Source organism: Streptomyces sp. NPDC007095 (assembly GCF_040634475.1).
In the GTDB taxonomy this organism is placed as follows: domain Bacteria; phylum Actinomycetota; class Actinomycetes; order Streptomycetales; family Streptomycetaceae; genus Streptomyces.
Window position 1 is genome coordinate 21,796 of sequence record NZ_JBEYFS010000099.1, and the last position, 17,657, is coordinate 39,452.

Below are 17,657 nucleotides of genomic sequence, written 5' to 3' on the forward strand. Positions count from 1 at the left end.
GGTCTGACAGTGCGGCACTGGTTATCGAGCGGGCGACCGCCACCCCGCTCGCTGGGAGGCGGCCGACCCCCGTACGGCCGCCCCCCGCCCCCGCGCTCATGCGGCGCGGGCGAACCGGTGCCGGCGGGGACGCGGGCTATGCGCCTGCCCCTCCGAGTCGTTCTGCCCGGACTCGCGCGCGACGGCGCGGCGGGCGGCGCGACGGCCACGGAGGGCTTCCTGCGCCTGGCGGTGGTTCTTTGCCTCGCGGATCAGTTCGTTGGATCGCATCTGCTGGAGCTCGTACTCGAACATGTCGTGTCCCTCGTGAGGAGTGGGTTTCGTCATCGCTTTCCGCGATGCCTCAACCTTCGTCTCCCAGGGGGGTGCGTCACATCGGGAGAGTTCCGCATCTTGCGCACGCGAAGGGCCTTAGAGCGGCCGTAAGTGGCTTACGGCGGCCCTAAGGCCCCTCAGAGGTACGGAGATCCAGCCGGAGATCCAGCCGGGAATTCAGCCGGGGATTCAGCCGGGGATTCAGCTGGGGATTCAGCTGGTGGACGGCAGTCCGAGAATGATGTCGGAGTACTTGGCGACGGCGAGGACCAGGCCGATGACGCCGAGCGAGACGCCCGCCCAGGCGACCGACTTGATCCAGGCGGCCTGCGGCTTGCCGGGGGCCCCGAAGGCGGGCCGGACCAGGACCACGACGCCGACGATCAGCGCGGCCAGCGCGAAGAGGCCGCCGACCAGCGCGGTGGTCGCCCACGCGTCGCCGTAGACCTTGACCTGCTTGGCGACGCTCGCGGTCGAGGAGGTCCCCAGCTGGCCGACGAGGGTCTCGCGGGCGGCGGCCACGGTGGCGACCCAGCTGCCGGTGAGGGACACGACGCCAAGGCCGGCGGAGACGACGGCGGCGGCGCCCTGGCCGACGCCGGGGGTGCCCTTCTCGGCCTCGGGAGCGTCCTCGCCCTCCAGGGCCTCGGCGTCGAGGTCGTCCTGGTCCTCGGCCTCGGTGTCGCCGCTCTCCTCGACCTCGACGTCCGGCGCCTCGTCGGTCTTGGTGACGTTCACGGTCTCCTCGTCGCTCTTTGCCTCGGTGCCGTTCGCGTCCACGGCTTCGTCAACTGTCTTGGTTCCCATGACCCGCACCGTACGGACGGAGTCTGAGAAGTCTCTTAATGATCGTTGTGAGCGACGGCCGAGATCATCGTTGCTCACGCGCGCGTGCCGCCCGCCACTCGGGCGCGAGCACCGACCAGACCTCCATGTCGAGGCGTACGCCCCGGTGGGGGTAGCTCTCCCGCAGCACCGCGTCCCGGGTCATCCCGAGCCGCCGGGCGCCGTTCACGCTCGGCACGTTCGCCGAGGCGGCGATCCACTCCACACGGTGGATCCCGCGCTCCTCGACCGCCCAGTCGATGAGGATCCGCATCGCCCGGGTGACCAGACCGCGTCCGGTGCCGGCGGGTTCCAGCCAGCAGCCGACCTCGCAGTTGCCGTGCTCGGCGTCGAAATTCAGGAAGAGCACCCCGCCGACGAGCTTCCCCTCCAGCCACAGGCCGTGCAGGGACCCCGTGTCGGCGGCGCGCATGTCGGCGTACCGCTGGAGTGTCTCCCGCGCGGAGGGCACGTCCGTGGCCTTGGACCCGAAGGGGATGTACTGCCCGATGAACTCCCTCCCCCGCTCCAGGTGTGCGAGAAACTCCTCCGCCTGCCAGGGCTCCAGGGGCCGCAGTTCCGCGCCGTCGTCACCCAGGGATATCGCGTACATCCTGCTGCCGCTCCTTTTCCTGTAAGACCTCCAGTACGTCCACCTGGGCGTCCACCTGGGCGTCCGTCGCAGCGGCCAGCGTCTCCGATCAGCTAAGGGATCCTATGCCAGGCATGGTGTCCGGCATGGGTTCTGCCCATCGTGGAGGGGTGGCGTGGGTGTGCGGGTGGAATCCTGCGCCCAGTGCTGCTGATGCGCGGCACTGTCACACCAGGGGGACCCGCGGACATGCCTGGGGGGACGCATCGGAGCCGATGCATCCCCCCAGGTGGGTACTTACGGGTACTCAGCCCTCGCTGACGCCCAGCTTCTCCAGGATGAGTTCCTTGACGCGAGCCGCGTCGGCCTGGCCGCGGGTGGCCTTCATGACCGCGCCGACCAGGGCGCCTGCCGCGGCCACCTTGCCGCCGCGGATCTTGTCCGCGACGCCCGGGTTGCCGGCGATGGCCTCGTCGACGGCGGCGGTCAGCGCGCCCTCGTCCGAGACAACCTTCAGACCGCGCTTGTCGACGACCTCGTCCGGGGTGCCCTCGCCCGCGAGCACGCCCTCGATGACCTGGCGGGCGAGCTTGTCGTTCAGGTCCCCGGAGGCGACGAGCTGCGTCACCCGGGCGACCTGCGCCGGAGTGATGGGCAGGTCCTCCAGGGCCTTGCCCGACTCGTTGGCGCTGCGCGCCAGTTCACCCATCCACCACTTACGGGCGGACGCGGCGTCCGCACCGGCCTCGATCGTGGCGACGATCGGGTCGATGGCACCGGCGTTCAGGATCGACTGCATGTCGTGCGCCGAGACACCCCACTCCTCACGGAGGCGGTTGCGACGCGCGAGCGGCTGCTCGGGCAGACCCGCGCGCAGCTCCTCGACCCACTCACGGGACGGGGCGACCGGGACGAGGTCGGGCTCCGGGAAGTACCGGTAGTCCTCGGCCTCCTCCTTCACGCGGCCCGAGGTCGTGGACCCGGTGTCCTCGTGGAAGTGGCGGGTCTCCTGGATGATCGTGCCGCCGCTGTCGAGAACCGCGGCGTGCCGCTGGATCTCGAAGCGGGCCGCACGCTCCACGGAGCGCAGCGAGTTGACGTTCTTCGTCTCGGAGCGCGTGCCGAACTTCTCGCGGCCGTGCGGGCGCAGCGACAGGTTCACGTCGCAGCGCATCTGGCCCATCTCCATGCGGGCCTCCGAGACGCCGAGCGCCTTGATGAGCTCGCGCAGCTCGGCGACGTACGCCTTGGCGACCTCGGGAGCGCGCTCGCCCGCACCCTCGATCGGCTTGGTGACGATCTCGATGAGGGGGATGCCCGCGCGGTTGTAGTCGAGCAGGGAGTGCGAGGCGCCGTGGATACGGCCGGTCGCGCCACCCACGTGGGTGGACTTGCCGGTGTCCTCCTCCATGTGGGCGCGCTCGATCTCCACGCGGAAGACCTCGCCGTCCTCCAGCTGTACGTCGAGGTAGCCGTTGAAGGCGATCGGCTCGTCGTACTGGGAGGTCTGGAAGTTCTTCGGCATGTCCGGATAGAAGTAGTTCTTCCGGGCGAAGCGGCACCACTCGGCGATCTCGCAGTGCAGCGCGAGGCCGATCTTGATGGCGGACTCGACGCCGGTCGCGTTGACGACGGGCAGCGAGCCGGGCATGCCGAGGCAGGTCGGGCAGGTCTGCGCGTTGGGCGCGGCGCCCAGCTCGGTGGAACACCCGCAGAACATCTTGGTCTTGGTGCCGAGCTCGACATGGACTTCGAGGCCCATGACGGGGTCGTACGTCGCGAGAGCGTCCTCGTACGACACCAGTTCGTCGGTCGTGGTGGTCACGGTGAAAACTTCCCTCTCAGCCCAGCAGGACGTCGTCGTCGCCCAGGCGCCTGAGCTCCCGGTAGAGGATGGCGAGGCCGGTGACGATGGCGGCGGCGGACACGGCCGCGTCGATGAGTCGCAGCGTGTCGTGCTCCGTGCGGGCCTTCTTGGCCTGCTTGGCGACGCCGACGGCACCGAACGCGGTGGTCGCGATGGACAGGTACGTGCCGGACTTGGACTTCTTGAAGCCCTTGGCCTTGGTCAGAGCCTTACTCACAGCGACGGAGCCTCCTCGAGCAGCGGGTGCCCCCACTTTTCCACGAAGGCGGCCTCGACTGCGGCGCCGACCTTGTAAAGCCTGTCGTCCTTCATCGCGGGGGCGATGATCTGCAGACCGACCGGGAGGTTGTCCTCCGGGGCGAGACCGCAGGGCAGCGACATGGCGGCGTTGCCCGCCAGGTTGGTCGGGATGGTGCACAGGTCCGCGAGGTACATCGCCATCGGGTCGTCGGCTCGCTCGCCGATCGGGAAGGCGGTGGTCGGCGTGGTCGGCGAGACGATGACGTCGACCTTCTCGAACGACTTCTCGAAGTCGCGCGTGATGAGCGTACGGACCTTCTGGGCGCTGCCGTAGTACGCGTCGTAGTAGCCGGAGCTGAGCGCGTACGTGCCGAGCATGATGCGGCGCTTGACCTCGGGGCCGAAGCCCGCCTCACGGGTGAGGGAGGTGACCTCCTCGGCCGACTTGGTGCCGTCGTCGCCGACCCGCAGGCCGTAGCGCATCGCGTCGAAGCGGGCGAGGTTGCTCGAACACTCGGACGGGGCGATCAGGTAGTACGCCGCCAGCGCCAGGTCGAAGGACGGGCAGTCCAGCTCGACGATCTCGGCGCCGAGCTCCTTGAGAAGGGCGACGGCCTCGTCGAAGCGCTGCACGACACCGGCCTGGTAGCCCTCGCCGCGGAACTGCTTGACGACACCGACACGCATGCCGGCGACCGAGCCGTTGCGGGCCGCCTCGACGACCGGCGGGACCGGGGCGTCGATGGAGGTGGAGTCGAGCGGGTCGTGGCCCGCGATGACCTCGTGCAGCAGCGCGGCGTCCAGGACCGTACGGGCGCAGGGACCGCCCTGGTCGAGGGAGGACGAGAACGCGACCATGCCGTAGCGCGACACCCCGCCGTACGTCGGCTTGACGCCGACCGTGCCGGTGACGGCGGCGGGCTGGCGGATGGAGCCGCCCGTGTCCGTGCCGATGGCGAGGGGCGCCTCGAACGAGGCGAGCGCGGCGCTCGACCCGCCGCCGGAGCCGCCGGGGATACGGGTGAGGTCCCAGGGGTTGCCGGTGGGGCCGTACGCGCTGTTCTCGGTGGAGGACCCCATGGCGAACTCGTCCATGTTGGTCTTGCCGAGGATGACGACGTCGGCGGCCTTCAGCTTCTTGGTGAGGGTCGCGTCGTACGGCGGGATCCAGCCCTCGAGGATCTTCGAACCGACGGTCGTCGGGATGCCCTCGGTGGTGAAGATGTCCTTGAGCGCGAGCGGCACACCGGCCAGCGGGCCGAGCTTGTCGCCCCGATCCCGCTTGGCGTCGACGGCGCGGGCCTGCGCGAGGGCGCCCTCGCGGTCGACGTGCAGGAAGGCGTGCACCTTCTCGTCGACGGCCTCGATCCGGGCGAGGTGGGCCTCGGTGACCGCGACGGCCGTGAGTTCGCCCGCGGCGATCTTCGCGGCGATCTCGGCCGCGGTCAGCTTGATGATGTTGACGTTGGTGTCCGTCATGGTGATTAGTCCTCCCCCAGGATCTGCGGCACCTTGAAACGCTGCTGCTCCTGGGCCGGGGCGCCGGAGAGCGCCTGCTCGGGGGTGAGCGACGGACGGACCTCGTCCGCGCGCATGACGTTCGTCAGCGGCAGCGGGTGAGAGGTCGGCGGTACGTCTTGGTCGGCGACCTCGCTGACGCGGGCGACCGCGCCGATGATGTCGTCGAGCTGGCCGGCGAAGTGGTCGAGCTCTTCGGCCTTCAGCTCCAGACGCGCCAGCCGTGCGAGGTGGGCGACCTCCTCGCGCGTGATGCCAGGCATGCAGCGATCCTCTGGGTGAGAGTGTGTGGTTTGGCCCAATCCTATGGGTCCGGGGCCGATGCCTGCGCCCGGGTTTGCCTCAGGCCCCTTTCCCACCCGCACCACCCGTGACGGTTCGTGTACTAGGTGGAAGTCGCCGGTGCGTGTTCCCCGCCGTCGGCGCCGACCCGTCCGGGACCGACACCACCGTCCAGAACCTGCGGACCGCCCATGGCCGGGCGCGCGGTTCCCCGCGCCCCTGTCGAGGCCGCATTCCCCGCCGTGATGAAGCTGCGGGCCGCCCGTGGCTGATGGCCCGGTTCCCCGCGCCCCTGTCGAGGCCGCATTCCCCGCCGTGATGAAGCTGCGGGCCGCCCGTGGCTGATGGCCCGGTTCCCCGCGCCCCTGTCGAGGCGCGGAAGCCGACGGCCGACAAGCCGCACGGGAGAGGTCCGCTTGTCGGGTGGCCGTCACGGGTGGTGCGCGGGTGGGAGAGCCCGGCGGGAGCCCCACGAACCGGCACCCGGCAACGAACCGTCGGAGCTACTCCGCCGCCGGCAGCGCGGCACGCGGCCGCTGCCAGCCGCGCGACCCCCGCGCCAGCAGCCACGCCGTCGCCTCCTCCGGAGGCATCGCCGCCGCGACCAGCCACCCCTGCACCGCGTCACACCCGAGATCCCGCAACCGCTCCCACGTCTCGTCGTCCTCGACACCCTCCGCCACGACGAGCAGCCCCAGCGAATGCGCGAGATCGACGGTGCAGCGCACGATCTCCGCGTCCTCGTTGTCCACGGCGAGCCGCGCGACGAAGGACCGGTCGATCTTCAGCTCGCTCACCGGCAGCCGCCGCAGATGCACCAGCGAGGAGTACCCCGTACCGAAGTCGTCCAGCGACATCTTCACGCCGTGCGCGGTCAGCCCGGCCAGCGTGTCCGCGGCCCGCTGCGGGTCCTCGAGGAGCACATGCTCCGTTATCTCCAGCTGCAACGCCCCCGGGGGGACCCCGTGCCGGGCGAGCCGCGCGGCGACCGAGCCCGCGAAACCGGGGGTGTGGACGTCCCGCGGGGACACGTTCACCGCGACCGGTACGCGCAGTCCCTGCGCCCGCCAGCGCGCGAGCTGGGCGAGCGCGGTCTCCAGCACGTACTCGGTGAGGTGCGGCATCAGCCCGGACGACTCGGCGATCGCGATGAACTCGTCCGGCGGCACCTTCCCCCGCTCGGGATGCACCCAGCGGACCAGCGCCTCGAGCCCGGCCACCTGTCCGTCGAAGCGGACCTTGGGCTGGTAGTGCAGTTCGACGTCACCGGCGTCCAGCGCCCGGCGCAGATCCCCCAGCAGACCGAGCCGGTCCGGCGTGTTCGAGTCCCGCTTGGACTCGTACACCTCCACCCCCGTACGGTCCCGCTTGGCCTGGTACATCGCCACGTCCGCCCGACGCAGCAGCCCCTCAGCGTCCAGCGCGTGGTCGGGAAAGACGGCCAGCCCGGCGCTGGCCTCCAGGACGAGGGTGAGTCCGTCGAGGTCGAGCGGCGAGCCGAGGGCGGCGACAAGATTGCGGGCGACCCGCGTGGCCGACGTGGTGGAGTCGGCGACGGGCAGTAACACGGCGAACTCGTCCCCGCCGAGCCGCGCGGCCTCCGCCCCGCGCGGCAGCGCCAGCCGCAGCCGGTCGGCTATCTGAAGGAGCAGTCGGTCACCGGCGAGGTGCCCCAACGTGTCATTCACGGAACGGAAGCGGTCGAGGTCGATCAGCATCAGGGCGGAGCGGGCACCGATGCGCTCGGCATCGTCCAGAGCCGTCCAGGTCCGTTCGAGCAGCCACTGGCGGTTGGGCAGCCCGGTCAGCGGGTCGCGCAGTTGCTCCTCGGCCCGGACGCGGGCGATCCACAGGGTGGAGTCGAGTGCGATGAGGGGGATCGAGAACAGCGGCAGCAGCATCGGCTGGGCGACCGCGACGACACAGATCAGCGGCGCGATGCCGAGCAGTGCGACGGCGACCAGGCCCTGCCTGACCAGCGCCGTGCGGGTGGCGGTGGGCAGTCCGCCGGTGCCCGGCGCGTGCAGGTACCAGAGCAGGACGCGGGTGACCGCGAGATAGGCGGTCGCGACCAGCACCACCTCGGGTGCGGCGTAGAAGTTCCAGCTCTCCGGATTCCAGGGCGCCTCCACGGACGGCACCCGCCCGAACATGGCGAGGACCAGCGCTCCGGCGCCGATGCCGAGGATGTCGACCGCGCCGTGCAACACCCCCTGGCGCCAGCGGCCTCGGCGGGCGGCGCCGACCAGCACGACGACGGTCAGGCTGACCATCCCGGCGGCCACCCAGCCGTACAGCAGCAGGACCGCGAGGGTGAGCGCGGCGCCGGAGCCCGTGCCGCCCCACCAGCGGGCGCGGCCGAGGGCGACCAGATGGCCGACGATGATGCCGGTCAGTACGGCCAGCGACCAGCCGACCGCACCGGACGGGAAGAGTGCGTGGTGGCCGCTGAACGCCCGGTAGAAGCCGCCGCCGAGGACGAACGCGGCCATCCCGACGACCGCGGCGGGCAGCGTGGGCAAGGAGATGCGCCGTTCGGGATCGTGACCGGACAGGCCGCCGCCACGCCCGGCGGTGAGCCTGCCGGCACCCGGGGCCGGAGCCGTTGCGGTGAGGGGTGGTGCGGAGCCCTGCCCGCCCGTGCCGGAGCGCTCCGACGAACGCCCCGTCCGGAGGCCGGCCATCCACGCGCCGGTCATCCGGCGCAGGCGCAGCCGTGAGTCCGGGGCGGCGCTCTCGGTCGGTTCCATTCCCGTCCCTCTCACAGCCGGCGGTGCCCACGCCACGCGGTCCGTGCCGGCGACAACTGCCAACGGCACCGCGTCCGAAAACCCTTCCCCAGACTCTTGCGGAGCAGGGGATGCCCCAACCGCAGCCGGGCACGGCAGGCGCACACCTCAACAGTAGGCCGCAGAAGGCTTCTACGGGCAGCGGTCGACGACGGTTGCCCGAATGCGCCCCGGCCACCCGTATGCATCTGATATGCGCCGAACGGGTGGCCTTCAACCGTTACTCCCCGGTCGGGAGGGCGACTTCCGCGGCGGCCTCCGGTCCCTGTTCGAGCAGGACGGCGAAGCCCTCCTCGTTCAGAACCGGCACCTTCAGCTGCATCGCCTTGTCGTACTTAGATCCTGGATTGTCGCCCACGACCACGAAAGACGTCTTCTTCGAGACCGAACCGGTCACCTTCGCTCCCCGGCTCTGAAGGGCCTCCTTCGCGCCGTCCCGCGTGTGGTGTTCGAGCGTGCCGGTGACGACGACGGTGAGTCCTTCGAGCGGCCGCGGCCCCTCGTCCTCGCCGGAACCCTCGTCCTCCAACCGGACGCCGGCGGCCTTCCATTTGCGGATGATCTCGCGGTGCCAGTCCTCCGTGAACCACTGCTTGACCGAGGTCGCGATGATCCCGGCGACCCCGTCGACCGCGGCGAGTTCCTCCTCGGTGGCCTGCTCGATGCGGTCGATGGAACGGAACTCGCGGGCCAGCGCCTCGGCGGCCACCGGGCCGACGTGCCTGATGGAGAGTCCGTTGATGAAGCGGGCGAGCGGGCGGCTCCTCGCCTCGGCGATGTTGTCGAGCAGAGCGAGCGTGTTCTTCTTCGGCTCGCCCTTCTGGTTGGCGAAGACCGTGACGACCTTCTCCTCACCGGTCTTGGGGTCCCGCTTGGGCAGGCCGCTGTCCTGGTCGAGGACGTACGCCTTGATCGGGAGCAGCTGCTCGACCGTGAGGTCGAAGAGGTCGCCCTCGTCGACGAGCGGTGGGGCGGCGGGCTCCAGCGGACGGGTCAGCGCCGCCGCGGCCACATTGCCGAAGTGCTCGATGTCGAGGCACTCCCGGCCCGCGAGGTAGGAGACGCGCTCTCTCAACTGGGCCGGGCAGGTACGGCCGTTGGGGCAGCGCAGGTCGATGTCGCCTTCCTTCATGGCGCGCAGCGGCGTCCCGCACTCGGGGCACTCGGCCGGCATCACGAACTCCCGCTCGGTGCCGTCGCGGAGATCCACCACCGGCCCCAGGATCTCCGGGATGACGTCACCGGCCTTACGCAGCACGACCGTGTCCCCGATGAGGACGCCCTTGGCCTTCACTACCTCCTGGTTGTGCAGAGTCGCGAACTCGACCTCTGAGCCCGCGACGGTGACCGGCTCGACCTGCGCGTACGGAGTGACGCGCCCCGTTCGGCCGACTCCGACCTTGATGTCGACCAGCTTGGTGTTGACCTCTTCCGGCGCGTACTTCCAGGCGATGGCCCAGCGTGGAGCGCGGGCCGTGGAACCGAGGCGGCCCTGGAGACGGATCTCGTCGAGCTTGACGACGACTCCGTCGATCTCGTGCTCCACGGAATGCCGGTTCTCGCCGTAGTACGCGATGAACTCCCGTACGCCGTCGAGGTCGTCGACCACCTTCGCGTACCGCGTGGTCGGCAGGCCCCAGGAGTGCAGCAGTGTGTACGCCTCGGAGAGGCGGGTGAGGCCCTCGAAGCCCTCCAGGGCACCGATTCCGTGGACCACCATGTGCAGGGGGCGGCTCGCGGTGACGCGGGGGTCCTTCTGGCGCAGCGAACCCGCCGCCGCGTTGCGCGGGTTGGCGAAGGGCTTGTCACCGGCCTCCACCAGGCGGGCGTTGAGCTCCTCGAACTTCTCCATCGGGAAGTAGATCTCGCCGCGGATCTCCACCAGATCCGGGACGCGGTCGCCCTTGAGACGGTCCGGAATCTCAGCGATCGTCCGCACATTGGGCGTGATGTCCTCGCCTGTACGGCCGTCGCCGCGGGTCGCCGCGCGGGTGAGACGGCCGCGCTCGTAGGTGAGGTTGACCGCGAGGCCGTCGACCTTCAGCTCGCACAGGAAGTGGTGGTCCGAGGCGCCCACGTCCTTGGCGATGCGCTCGGCCCAGGCGGCGAGCTCCAGGTCGCTGAAGGCGTTGTCCAGCGAGAGCATGCGCGAGCGGTGCTGGACGGAGGTGAACTCGGTCTTGTACGCGCCCGCGACCTTCTGGGTCGGGGAGTCGGGGGTGCGCAGCTCGGGATACCGCTCCTCCAGGGCCTCCAGCGAGCGCAGCAGCTGGTCGAACTCCGTGTCGCTGACGACCGGTTGGTCCTTCACGTAGTACCGGAAGCGGTGCTCCTCGATCTGCTCAGCGAGCTGCGCGTGCTGCTCCCGTGCCTCGGCGGGCAGGGAATTGGGCTGTGCGTCCTTGTCGCCGGCCACCGTGTTGTCCTCCCGTTACTCTGGGTTGTCCGCGAGGGATCTCGCCGCCCGGGCGCAGTGGGCGAGTGCCCGGCGCGCGTACTCCGGGGAAGCGCCCGCGAGTCCGCACGACGGAGTGACCGTGACCGCCTCCGCAAGAAGACCCGGATGCAGCCCCAACCTGCGCCACAGCGTCCTGACACCCATGACGCTACCGGCAGGGTCTGACAATGGTCCGTCCGTGCCCGGCACGACACCGGCGAACAGCCGGGTGCCGCCCTCCACCGCCTCGCCGATGACATCGTCGTCACGCTCGGTGAGCAGTGAGAAGTCGAACGAGATGGCCGCGGCCCCCGCCCTGCGCAGCAGCGCGAACGGTACGTCGGGTGCGCACGAGTGCACCACGACCGGGCCGTCGGTGTGCACCCCGACGACGTCCCGCAGCGTCGACTCCACCCGTTGCCGGTCGACGGCGCGGTGGGTGCGGTAGCCGCTGGCGGACTTCACCTGGCCGCGCAGCACCGCGATGAGCGAGGGCTCGTCGAGCTGCAGCACGATCTGGGCGCCGGGCACCCGGCGCCGTACCTCGTCGAGGTGCGTGCGCAGCCCCTCGGCGAGCGATCCGGCGAGGTCCCGGCAGGCGCCGAGGTCGGAGAGCGCCGCCTCGCCGCCCCGCAGCTCCAGTGCGGCGGCCAGCGTCCAGGGGCCCACGGCCTGCACCTTGAGCGGCCCCTCGTAGCCCTGGGTGAACTCCTCCAGCGCGTCGAGGTCTTCGCCGAGCCAGGACCTGGCCCGCTTGGTGTCGCGCCCCGGCCGGTCCCCGATCCGCCAGCCGCTGGGCTCCACGCGCGCGTAGAGCTCGGCCAGCATCCCGGCGGTCCGTCCGATCATGTCCGCGCCGGGTCCCCGGGCGGGCAGCTCGGGCAGGAACGGAAAGTCCTCGAAGGACCCGGTCACGGTCTTGGCGGCCTCACGGGCGTCGTCGCCGGGCATGGATCCGACCCCGGTGGCGGGGCCCCAGGTGAAACTCATCGTCCCGGCCGCACGGTCAGGTCGTTGACCTCCGCGTCGCGCGGCAGGTCGACGGCCATCAGGATCGTCGTCGCGACGGACTCCGGGTCGATCCACTTCGAGGCGTCGTACTCCTTGCCCTCCTGCTGGTGGACCTTCGCCTGCATGGGGCTCGCCGTCCGGCCGGGGTAGACGGAGGTCACCCGGACGCCGCCCGCGTGCTCCTCGTGGCGCAGGGAGTCCGCGAGGGCCTTCAGGCCGTGCTTGGAGGCGGCGTACGCGGACCAGTCGGCGTGCGCGGCGAGGCCGGCGCCGGAGTTGACGAACACGACGTGGCCCTGGGCGACGCGGAGTTGCGGCAGGAAGTGGCGGGTCAGCTCGGCGGGGGCGATCAGGTTGACGTTGAGCTGGTGACGCCAGGACTTGGGCGTCAGCTCCCCGACGGGGCCGAGGTCGACCACGCCCGCGATGTGCAGGAGCGAGTCGACGCGCTCGGGCAGGGACTGGTGCGAGAACGCCCAGGAGAGCTTGTCCGGGTCCGCCAGGTCGCCGACCAGGGTCCGGGCTCCGGGGAACTCCGCCGCCAGTTCCTTCGCGCGGCCCGCGTCGCGCGCGTGGAGCACGAGGTCGTCCCCGCGCGCGTGCAGACGGCGGGCGACAGCCGCGCCGATACCGGAGCCCGCCCCGGTGATCACATGTGTAGCCATGGACGCCATGCTCGCATCACTGGGTGCCCACGCCCGCGGCGGGAGCCGCTGATGTCACAGCCTCCAGGTAGGCCAGCGCCCCTACCGGCTCCTCGGCGAAGAACACCAGGTCGGTGAGCGGGCACGGCAGGAAGCCCTCGGCGTCCATGCGGCGGAACTGCTCCTTCAGGCCGTCGTAGAAGCCCGCCGTGTTGAGCAGGACGACCGGCTTCTCGGTCTTCCCGTGCTTCTTCAGCTCCAGGATCTCGGTCGCCTCGTCGAGGGTCCCGGCGCCGCCCACCATGATCACGACGGCGTCGGCCTTGGCCAGGAGCAGCGCCTTGCGCTCGGCGAGGTCCCGGGCGATCACCATCTCGTCGGCGCCCGCCTACGTCCTGGCCGCCAGGAAGTGCACGGAGACGCCCAGCAGCCGGCCGCCCGCCTCCTGCACCCCGTCGGCGACCACCTTCATCAGCCCGACGTCGGAGCCGCCCCACACCAGCGAGTGGCCACCCTTGCCGAGGAGTTCGGCGAACTCCCGGGCGGGTCGGGTGTAGCGGTCGTCGAGGTCGGCCGCGGAGAGGAAGACGCAGATATTCATGTGCCTACGGTACGAGGGAAGAACCCGGGTCCCACGCGCGCTGTACGGGTATGGCCAATGGACACACGATCACGATCGAACAGGGCACGGAGCGGGTACGCGTCGTGCACGGCGACCAGGTGCTGGCGGAGAGCGACCGGCCCCTGGTGCTGCGCGAGACCGGCTGTCCCGTGCGCTACTACCTTCCGGCCGAGGACGTCCGCCTGGACCTGCTGACGACCTCCGACACCCACACGCACTGCCCCTTCAAGGGCGACGCGTCCTACTGGTCCCTGCCCGACGCCCCCGACCTCGTCTGGTCCTACCCCGACCCCAAGCCGGACGTCGCCCGGATCAAGGACCACTTCTGCTTCTACGAAGTCGAAGTGGCGTAACGCACCCTTCGAGGTGGCCCGCGAGGTCGAGCCCCGAGTGGGGCTGCGCAAGGCCGCGCGGGCCGTCGCGGACACGGCGCCCCAGGGGACGTACCGTGTCCTGGTCGCCCTCGCCCCGCTCCTGACGGAGTTCGTCGGCGAGCCCGGTCAGAGCCCGGAAAAGCCCTAGACGCTCGCCGTCGCGCGGGTGGTCGTCGCGATCGTCGCCGAGCCCACCACGCGCGTGCCGTCGTAGAGGACGATCGCCTGGCCGGGGGCGACGCCGCGGACCGGCTCGGTGAACGTGACCTCTAGTTCGCCGTCGACCAGCTCGGCCGCGACCTGGGTCTCGCCTCCGTGGGCGCGGAGCTGGGCGGTGTAGGTGCCCGGGCCGGTGGGGGCGGCGCCGCACCAGCGGGGCTTGATGGCGGTCAGCCCACTGACATCGAGGGATGCCGCCGGACCCACCGTCACCGTGTTGTTCACCGGCGAGATGTCCAGGACGTAGCGCGGCTTGCCGTCCGCGGCCGGGGTGCCGATGCGCAGCCCCTTGCGCTGCCCGATCGTGAAGCCGAACGCGCCCTCGTGGGAGCCGATGACCGACCCGGACTCGTCGACGATGTCGCCCTCCGCCTTGCCCAGGCGGTTCGCCAGGAAGCCCTGGGTGTCGCCGTCGGCGATGAAGCAGATGTCGTGCGAGTCGGGCTTCTTGGCGACGGCCAGGCCCCGGAGCTCCGCCTCCGCGCGGATCTCGTCCTTCGTCGTCACCGTGTCACCCAGCGGGAACAGCGCGTGGGCGAGCTGGCGGTCGTCGAGGACACCGAGGACGTACGACTGGTCCTTGGCCATGTCCGAGGCGCGGTGCAGCTCGCGCGTGCCGTCCTCGTTGACGATCACCTTGGCGTAGTGGCCCGTGCAGACCGCGTCGAAGCCGAGCGCGAGCGCCTTGTCGAGCAGGGCGGCGAACTTGATCTTCTCGTTGCAGCGCAGACACGGGTTGGGGGTGCGCCCGGCCTCGTACTCGGCGATGAAGTCCTCGACCACGTCCTCGCGGAAGCGCTCGGCGAGGTCCCACACGTAGAACGGGATGCCGATGACGTCCGCGGCGCGGCGGGCGTCGCGCGAGTCCTCGATGGTGCAACAGCCTCGCGCGCCCGTGCGGAACGATTGCGGGTTGGCGGAGAGCGCGAGGTGCACGCCCGTCACGTCGTGACCGGCTTCCGCCGCGCGGGCGGCGGCGACGGCGGAGTCCACGCCGCCGGACATGGCGGCGAGGACGCGGAGGGGGCGGGGGCGCTGCGAGGTCTCAGTCATAGCCCCTCCAGAGTACGGGGCCGCGGGAACCGAAGCCCGCGGGTATCCGTTGATGATCGCAACGGGGGCCGCCGGAGGACGGGCGGGCACGAAGGACGGGGCGGACGCGATGAGTGAGGCCACGGAGAACACGGAGAACACGGAGAACACGGGCGACACGGAGACCACCGAGGCAACAGAGACCGTGGGAACCAGCGGGTCCGCGGTCGGCACAGGGACCACGGGAACCCCGAGGGGTGCGAGCACCACGGGGATCACCGGAGCCGGAGAATCCACCGGGAACAGCGGGAGCAGCGGGGGCGGCGTGGGCGCGAACAAGACCAAGGGGCGTGCCGGCCGGGACCGCGACCGGCGGATCGGACGGCGCACGCTGCTGATCGGTGGCGCCGCGGCCGCCGTGGGCACGGCGGTGCTCGCACGCGGCGAGCTCGGCCACCTGTGGTGGCGGCTGCCCGGCGTCGAGAGGCCCCGGGTGGCGGGTGCCGTCGACTTCCGGAGTGCGCAGTGGGTGGCCGCCTCGTCGGCGAACTGGCGGCGGGCGGACCGGCCTGACGACTACGGGATAGACCGGGTCGTCATCCACGTCACCCAGGGCAGCTACCGAAGCGCTGTGAAGGTCTTCCAGGACCCGGCACACGGCGCGGCGGCGCACTACATCGTGCGCAAGGACGGGCACATCACCCAGATGATCCGCGAGCTGGACGTGGCGTTCCACGCGGGCAACCGGGGGTACAACGAGCGGAGCGTCGGCATAGAGCACGAGGGCTTCGTCGAGCGCTCCTCGTCGTTCACGGACGCCATGTACGCGGCCTCGGCACGGCTGACGGCCGCGGTCTGCGGGCGGTACGGCATCCCCGTCGACCGTGCGCACATCATCGGACACGTCGAGGTGCCGGGCACGGACCACACCGACCCCGGGCGGTACTGGGACTGGGACCGGTACATACGACTCGTACGACAGGCCCGCACCGCGGCGGAGCCGACGCGCACAGCCGGGGCGTAGCCGCCGGAGAGCGCTTTCGATGCGCGCTCACAGACAGCGGCGCACAGGGCTCCAGTCACCTAATCGTGATGCTGTGAGGCACCGGCGGGACGGGACTGTCCATTGCGTCCCGTGCTGCCGATGTGACCAGCGACACGTCAACTCTCCTTCTTTCGGAGGGAGTTGATCCTGACTTTCAGTCATCGGATTTCACAGCGAAGACGGCGTTCTCCTAACTCGACCCAAGTCTTTACACAGCCCTCAGGTCGAGAGTCCACCGCCATGACGCACACCACACAGCCCGCCTCCGGCGCGGGCAAGGACAAGGGCCGGTCCAAGACCAAGGGCAAGGGCATGCACCGCCGCAAGTTCCTCGGCGGGATGGCCGGGGCGGGCATCGCGGCGGTGACCGCCGGCGGCACGGCCATCGCGTTGCTGACGAACGCGACGCAGAACAAGGCGCACGCCGCGGGCACCACGCTGACCATCCCCGACCTCCTGGAGGGGACCACCTCGGACGGCACCACGACGTACACCCTGGAGGCGAAGACCGGCACCAGCGAGGTGCTCAGCGGAGTGACCAGCACGACCGCGGGCTACAACCAGTCGTTCCTCGGCCCCACCATGAAGTGGACCTCGGGCGACACCGTCCTGCTGAACATCACCAACAGCCTCACCGAGGCCACCACCGTCCACTTCCACGGCGCGCACGTCCCGCCCGGCATGGACGGCGGCCCGCAGAACGCCTTCGCCGCGGGGAAGACCTGGTCGCCCACCTTCACGGTCAAGGACGAGGCGAAGACGCTCTGGTACCACCCGCACGCCCTGGGCACCACGGCGGAGCAGGCCACCCACGGCCTCGCGGGCATGATCATCGTCGAGGACGACTCGGACGCGTCCGCGGCCCTGCCCAGCACCTACGGCACCGACGACATCCCGATCATCCTGCAGTGTCTGGCCACGGACAGCGCGGGAGACATCAAGTACAACCTGAGCGGCTACCTCAGCAACGGTCTCAGCTTCCCGCTGCTGTGCAACGGCACGAACGTCGACGACACCACGCTCTCCTTCACCGCCACCAAGAAGCGCACCCGCTTCCGGCTGCTCAACGCCTCACCGTCCGACATCATCACCGTCCAGCGCAGCGACGGCGCGACGCTCACCCAGATCGCCACCGACCAGGGCTATCTGACGGAGGCCACCGAAGTGGCGTCCATCCGGCTGGTGGCGGGCGCGCGGGCCGAGTTCGTGATGGAACTCAGCGACGCGGTGACCCTGGAGGCCGTGGTGACGACGGGCTGGGTGCGCGGCGGCAGCGGGACGTACGAGTTCCTGACCGTCACTCCGGACACCTCGGACACCCCGGAGACCCTGCCGACCCTCAACACCATCACCCGTTACGACACCAGCGACTTCACCCCCCGGACGATCACGCTCGGCCAGAGCGGCACAACGATGACGATCAACGGCTCCGCCGGGACGAGCATGTCCTCGATGGCGATGATCAGCACCACTCTGGGCGCCGAGGAGGTGTGGACGGTCAAGAACAGCACGCAGCTTGAACACTCGTTCCATCTGCATGATGTGCCGTTCCAGCTGATCTCCATCAACGGGGAGGATCCGACGGGCGTCCAACTAGGCTGGTACGACACGTTCGAGGTGGTCGGCGGCGGCTCCATCGAGATCGCGATGAAGTTCACCGACTTCTCGGACGACACCTACATGTACATGCTCCACTGCCATCTGCTGCAGCACGAGGACGAGGGCATGATGGCCTCCCTCATGGTGACGGACAGCTAGTGCCGCGGCAGGCAACGTTTGCCCGTCAAGGAGCGGCGTCCGGTGCGTGCTCTCGGCGTGCCGGCCGGAAGTCCTCGTACTGGACGT

General features: G+C 70.4%; 16 protein-coding genes and 1 pseudogene. 4 read left to right on the forward strand and 13 right to left on the reverse strand.

Going from position 1 to position 17,657, the window contains the following annotated elements; translation table 11 throughout:
- Positions 1 to 96: 96 nt before the first annotated feature.
- From ABZ656_RS29875 to ABZ656_RS29930, 12 genes and pseudogenes are all read right to left on the reverse strand, one after another.
- On the reverse strand, positions 97 to 294 hold the full coding sequence (locus tag ABZ656_RS29875; RefSeq protein ID WP_101400830.1) for a hypothetical protein: 198 nt from the start codon (positions 292 to 294) through the stop codon (positions 97 to 99).
- Between the two features lie 234 nt (positions 295 to 528).
- Positions 529 to 1,122, reverse strand: a complete 594-nt coding sequence (locus ABZ656_RS29880; protein WP_101400829.1) for a hypothetical protein — start codon at positions 1,120 to 1,122, stop codon at positions 529 to 531.
- Positions 1,123 to 1,186: 64 nt separating this feature from the next.
- Positions 1,187 to 1,753 carry a GNAT family protein gene (locus tag ABZ656_RS29885; RefSeq protein WP_360271666.1) on the reverse strand — a complete coding sequence of 189 codons (567 nt, stop codon included), beginning with the start codon at positions 1,751 to 1,753 and terminating at the stop codon, positions 1,187 to 1,189.
- Positions 1,754 to 2,039: 286 nt separating this feature from the next.
- The gene (gene gatB, locus ABZ656_RS29890) at positions 2,040 to 3,557 is read right to left on the reverse strand and encodes an Asp-tRNA(Asn)/Glu-tRNA(Gln) amidotransferase subunit GatB (RefSeq protein ID WP_360271669.1); all 1,518 of its coding nucleotides are present in this window, start codon (positions 3,555 to 3,557) and stop codon (positions 2,040 to 2,042) included.
- A 16-nt stretch (positions 3,558 to 3,573) separates the two neighbouring features.
- The gene (locus ABZ656_RS29895; RefSeq protein ID WP_101400827.1) at positions 3,574 to 3,816 is read right to left on the reverse strand and encodes a hypothetical protein; all 243 of its coding nucleotides are present in this window, start codon (positions 3,814 to 3,816) and stop codon (positions 3,574 to 3,576) included.
- Positions 3,813 to 5,318, reverse strand: coding sequence for an Asp-tRNA(Asn)/Glu-tRNA(Gln) amidotransferase subunit GatA (gene gatA, locus ABZ656_RS29900; RefSeq protein WP_360271673.1), 1,506 nt, complete (start codon positions 5,316 to 5,318; stop codon positions 3,813 to 3,815). The genes ABZ656_RS29895 and gatA overlap by 4 nt, the downstream gene beginning before the upstream one ends.
- Before the next feature lie 5 nt (positions 5,319 to 5,323).
- Positions 5,324 to 5,620 carry an Asp-tRNA(Asn)/Glu-tRNA(Gln) amidotransferase subunit GatC gene (gene gatC / locus ABZ656_RS29905; RefSeq protein WP_010984178.1) on the reverse strand — a complete coding sequence of 99 codons (297 nt, stop codon included), beginning with the start codon at positions 5,618 to 5,620 and terminating at the stop codon, positions 5,324 to 5,326.
- A 522-nt stretch (positions 5,621 to 6,142) separates the two neighbouring features.
- Positions 6,143 to 8,389, reverse strand: a complete 2,247-nt coding sequence (locus tag ABZ656_RS29910) for a bifunctional diguanylate cyclase/phosphodiesterase (RefSeq protein WP_101400825.1) — start codon at positions 8,387 to 8,389, stop codon at positions 6,143 to 6,145.
- 259 nt (positions 8,390 to 8,648) lie between these two features.
- Positions 8,649 to 10,844 carry an NAD-dependent DNA ligase LigA gene (gene ligA / locus ABZ656_RS29915; protein ID WP_101400824.1) on the reverse strand — a complete coding sequence of 732 codons (2,196 nt, stop codon included), beginning with the start codon at positions 10,842 to 10,844 and terminating at the stop codon, positions 8,649 to 8,651.
- A gap of 15 nt (positions 10,845 to 10,859) precedes the next feature.
- Positions 10,860 to 11,855, reverse strand: a complete 996-nt coding sequence (locus ABZ656_RS29920; protein ID WP_360271678.1) for a methionine synthase — start codon at positions 11,853 to 11,855, stop codon at positions 10,860 to 10,862.
- A complete protein-coding gene (locus ABZ656_RS29925) occupies positions 11,852 to 12,550 on the reverse strand; it encodes an SDR family oxidoreductase (protein WP_101400822.1) in 699 nt (232 codons plus the stop codon). Before ABZ656_RS29925 ends, ABZ656_RS29920 begins: the two co-directional genes overlap by 4 nt.
- A 7-nt stretch (positions 12,551 to 12,557) precedes the next feature.
- Positions 12,558 to 13,121, reverse strand: a pseudogene (locus tag ABZ656_RS29930) (TIGR00730 family Rossman fold protein).
- A gap of 50 nt (positions 13,122 to 13,171) precedes the next feature.
- On the opposite strand from ABZ656_RS29930, the gene ABZ656_RS29935 reads away from it, so the two are divergent.
- Together ABZ656_RS29935 and ABZ656_RS29940 are read left to right on the forward strand one after the other, a co-directional pair.
- The gene (locus ABZ656_RS29935) at positions 13,172 to 13,495 is read left to right on the forward strand and encodes a DUF427 domain-containing protein (RefSeq protein WP_060901251.1); all 324 of its coding nucleotides are present in this window, start codon (positions 13,172 to 13,174) and stop codon (positions 13,493 to 13,495) included.
- 13 nt (positions 13,496 to 13,508) lie between these two features.
- Positions 13,509 to 13,664 (forward strand): hypothetical protein, encoded by a 156-nt coding sequence (locus tag ABZ656_RS29940; RefSeq protein WP_360271682.1) that lies wholly within the window; start codon positions 13,509 to 13,511, stop codon positions 13,662 to 13,664.
- Here the strand turns inward: ABZ656_RS29940 and mnmA are convergent.
- Positions 13,661 to 14,788 (reverse strand): tRNA 2-thiouridine(34) synthase MnmA, encoded by a 1,128-nt coding sequence (mnmA, locus tag ABZ656_RS29945; RefSeq protein ID WP_099943435.1) that lies wholly within the window; start codon positions 14,786 to 14,788, stop codon positions 13,661 to 13,663. The genes ABZ656_RS29940 and mnmA overlap by 4 nt on opposite strands.
- A gap of 304 nt (positions 14,789 to 15,092) precedes the next feature.
- On the opposite strand from mnmA, the gene ABZ656_RS29950 reads away from it, so the two are divergent.
- Together ABZ656_RS29950 and ABZ656_RS29955 are read left to right on the forward strand one after the other, a co-directional pair.
- Complete coding sequence (locus tag ABZ656_RS29950) at positions 15,093 to 15,791, forward strand: N-acetylmuramoyl-L-alanine amidase (RefSeq protein WP_360271692.1); 699 nt, start codon at positions 15,093 to 15,095, stop codon at positions 15,789 to 15,791.
- Positions 15,792 to 16,052: 261 nt separating this feature from the next.
- Positions 16,053 to 17,570: a multicopper oxidase domain-containing protein gene (locus ABZ656_RS29955; RefSeq protein ID WP_360271686.1), complete on the forward strand. Its 1,518-nt coding sequence runs from the start codon at positions 16,053 to 16,055 to the stop codon at positions 17,568 to 17,570.
- Positions 17,571 to 17,657 lie beyond the last annotated feature (87 nt).